We start from the raw sequence: 2,272 nt of genomic DNA on the forward strand, positions 1-2,272 counted from the left end.
GTCGTACTTGGCAACAGCTTGGTTGTCGACGGCGTAGAAGTAGTTCTCATCGACGCCCACACCCTGGTTGGCTTCAGGCGCGTTGAACTCGGCCAGTTGGCGGAATTCGGACTTGGCTATCGCTGTAGATGCGCAGGAAAGAACCATGCATAGGATCAAACAGAACCACGTTGCCTTTCTCATCGGTCTGCCCCCTCCTGTTTACTCAGAATCGGATGCAATAGCACGAAATCACAGTGTCCCGTAGCCCAGCCCTGGTACCCTGCATGACTTGACGGTGCCGCCCTTACCCCCTGAATCGCAGATAAACACGTGCCATTCGCTGCGTCGTAGGTCATCTCATGTCCCGGGAGGCATCTCAATCTTGTTGGTGTTGTACGCAATTCCTAGAGTCCCAAGGTATGCTGGTATGAAGCAACCGATCACTCCGTTCTTCCCGCGGACAGCCGAACACTGCTCCCAGAAATCGAGTCGGCGGCTCTCACAGGAACGCAGACCAGAGTGATATCCCGCCATTCACTCTCCTCCTGTCTTTATTGTTGTTCGGGCCCTTGAGGCGACGCGTTCGGGCCCAACTCAAACATAGATCCAGGGGCAGAGTTATATGCTAACGCGGAGTCAATTCTAAATGACTTCTTGTTTGGGCCAAGGTTGGGGCTTGCACCAGCTTGTAAGTGGGCTTTCCCTGGGTGATCTACTCGCTAAGGGTAGCGAGCAACTCACAGTGTTAACCATACCTACTCGCTTTCAGCCCCAACCCCAGCTCAATGGACGGACGGGTAAGGGGTGAATACACACAGTCTACATGCGTTAAGCTCTCGGCCTGTGGACTGGTTGTGGCTACACGGCCTGTACCCTGTTACAGAAAGGTTCAACTGCGCTTTCGTCGTAGTACTCATTGTGGACAGGGAATGCCGGGGATGGTGATGGGGTATGTCGAGCCTGGGTGATCTTGTACAGGAACGCGCGTTCAGCCGGATCCTTCGGTCGTTCAGAGAGGCGACCGGCCTTATCCCGTCCGTAGTGGATTCAGACGGCCGTGCCGTTTTCGCATTCCAGTCCTGGGAGGACTGCGCGGTATGCAGGCTCGTCAGAGCGTCTGCCCAAGGGCGGGAGAGGTGCCAGGCATCCTACAGAGATGCCGGGTTACAGGCCGCCCTCCTTGGGGACCTCTATGTATTCCAGTGTCATGCCGGCCTGGTGAACTGGGCCGCCCCTCTCATGGCTGGTTCGGAGCACGTGGGGTCCGTCATTTCCGGGCAAGTAACCATGTGGGAAACTGATGATTTCGCGGTGGAGGAGATTTTGAGGCGACTGGATTGGCTCGGGGTGGACCCTGATGCTGTGCGGGAGGCAGTGGTCGGGCTCGAACAAGTCTCGTCTACACGGGTCCAGGCCGCGGCGGAACTCCTCTTCGCCGTTGCAAGCCACATCGTCCGGGCAAACGAGACCCTGCTCCGGCAACGCCAGGAAATCGCCCGCCAGCAGGCCATGCTGGGGGAGGCGCTCCAGGACCGCAAGAGGCTGGAGGAGGAAATCTCCGCGGAGCGGGGCATATTCTCCAGGGCGAAAGAGAACGAGTTGCTGGGCGCTGTCCGCGCCGGGGACAGGTCCCGGGCGAGGCAGATTCTAAACGACATGCTCGTTGACGTCTTCCTTTCGCGATCCGACGGGTTGGAGATCATGAAAGCCAGGCTTCTGGAACTAGCCGTGTTCCTGTCCCGAGCAGCCGTGGAAGTAGGGGCAGATCTCAAGGGCATCCTGGGCCTCAACTACCGGTCCGTTCAGGAACTCGCCAGGATCAGCACCTTCGAGGACCTCTGCTTCTGGATGGTGAGGATCCTCGATCAGTTCATAGACAGGGTGTACGAAGCAGGGAGAAGTGCCGGAAGCCTCGTTCGAGATGCAATTGGGTTCATGCGGGAGAACATCAGAGACAGACTCTCCATGGACGATATCGCCCGGGCGATCCACGTCAGCCCGTCCCATCTTAGCCATGTGTTCAAGGACGAGACCGGCGTGGCCACAATGGACTACTTCACCGGCCTCAGAATACAGGAAGCCAAGCACCTGCTCTTGGACTGTAGCCTCAGTATCGCGCAAGTGGCCGAGATGGTGGGGTACGAGGACCCCGCCTACTTCAGCCGTTGTTTCAAGAGACGGGAAGGTGTGTCACCCAGAGAGTTCAGATCCAAGGTGGGCCGCCGGGCGGCCAGTCGCCAGTGAGCTGGCGACTGGCGACGCCACGGGGCGTCGGTACGGTGCTACTATA

General features: G+C 58.2%; 3 protein-coding genes. 1 reads left to right on the forward strand and 2 read right to left on the reverse strand.

The window, feature by feature from the left end; genetic code table 11:
• On the reverse strand, positions 1-183 hold a 183-nt coding region (locus NUW23_13650; GenBank protein ID MCR4427205.1), incomplete at its 3' end, for a hypothetical protein.
• Positions 184-339: 156 nt separating this feature from the next.
• On the reverse strand, positions 340-516 hold the full coding sequence (locus NUW23_13655; GenBank protein MCR4427206.1) for a hypothetical protein: 177 nt from the start codon (positions 514-516) through the stop codon (positions 340-342).
• Positions 517-933: 417 nt separating this feature from the next.
• Here NUW23_13655 and NUW23_13660 point away from each other — a divergent pair, with 417 nt between their 5' ends.
• The gene (locus NUW23_13660) at positions 934-2,226 is read left to right on the forward strand and encodes a PocR ligand-binding domain-containing protein (protein MCR4427207.1); all 1,293 of its coding nucleotides are present in this window, start codon (positions 934-936) and stop codon (positions 2,224-2,226) included.
• The last annotated feature ends 46 nt before the right edge of the window (positions 2,227-2,272 follow it).

The sequence above is a fragment of the Bacillota bacterium genome, from assembly GCA_024655925.1.
Taxonomy (GTDB): Bacteria; Bacillota; DTU025; order DTU025; family JANLFS01; genus JANLFS01.